Origin of the sequence: Herbiconiux daphne (assembly GCF_024979295.1) — a bacterium.
Lineage (GTDB): Bacteria > Actinomycetota > Actinomycetes > Actinomycetales > Microbacteriaceae > Herbiconiux > Herbiconiux daphnes.
On sequence record NZ_JANLCJ010000395.1, the window covers coordinates 1 to 700 of the forward strand.

Sequence of the window (700 nt, forward strand, 5' to 3'; positions counted from 1 at the left end):
GTCGTCAGGTTTCGCCAGTTCCCTATTAGCGGTATAAATCCCCATCTGACGGGCTAATTTCACCTGTTCGCCTACTGATACCTCATAGGGGAATTGGTCAGGCGATAACCCGTACATGTTAGCTATGACGCTGGTAAACATCGCGCACCAGTTATCGCCATCTTTAATATGGTAGCGTCTGGACGCTTTAACGAATCGGGCGCAGTTCTCATTATAGTAATTCATTAAACCGCGTTTACGTTCGGCATCAATGCCGATATATTCAGCCGCTTTATCGTGCATCATTTGATAATAACCCCGCTATTGAGTAAGGAAATAATTTGCGCTTTCTCATTGCCTAAAGCGTCAGTTTCCAATTCTACATTATCAATCTTAATATAGCCAGATTGACCGCTAATTAATGATTCGTCCACTACCGGAACCGTAAAGAATCCATGTGGTAAAATAGCATCATGGCTAATCAGTTCGATATATGGAATTTTAACGCCATTATTGCCGCCAGCCACTACCCCTGTATTTTCAGGCGCGGTGTAGGAATCAGCCATATACGGAACGCGCACACCAATATTAACCTGAGTCGATGAAATAACAGCGGCTAATTTAGTGGAGGTGATATTAATCGTTGCTGTTCCGGTGTAGCAATCCAGCAGGTAATAAACGCCCAACGTTTGCCCAATAACATATTCCAAATCCAATACAA

At 43.3% G+C, this 700-nt stretch carries 2 protein-coding genes; both read right to left on the minus strand.

Annotation, left to right across the window (positions count from 1 at the left end; genetic code table 11):
• Positions 1-285, minus strand: a 285-nt coding sequence (locus N1032_RS25440) for a hypothetical protein (protein WP_259543378.1), incomplete at its 3' end; no start/stop codon positions are given.
• Positions 282-700, minus strand: a 419-nt coding sequence (locus N1032_RS25445) for a hypothetical protein (protein ID WP_259543380.1), incomplete at its 5' end; no start/stop codon positions are given. The genes N1032_RS25440 and N1032_RS25445, both read right to left, overlap by 4 nt.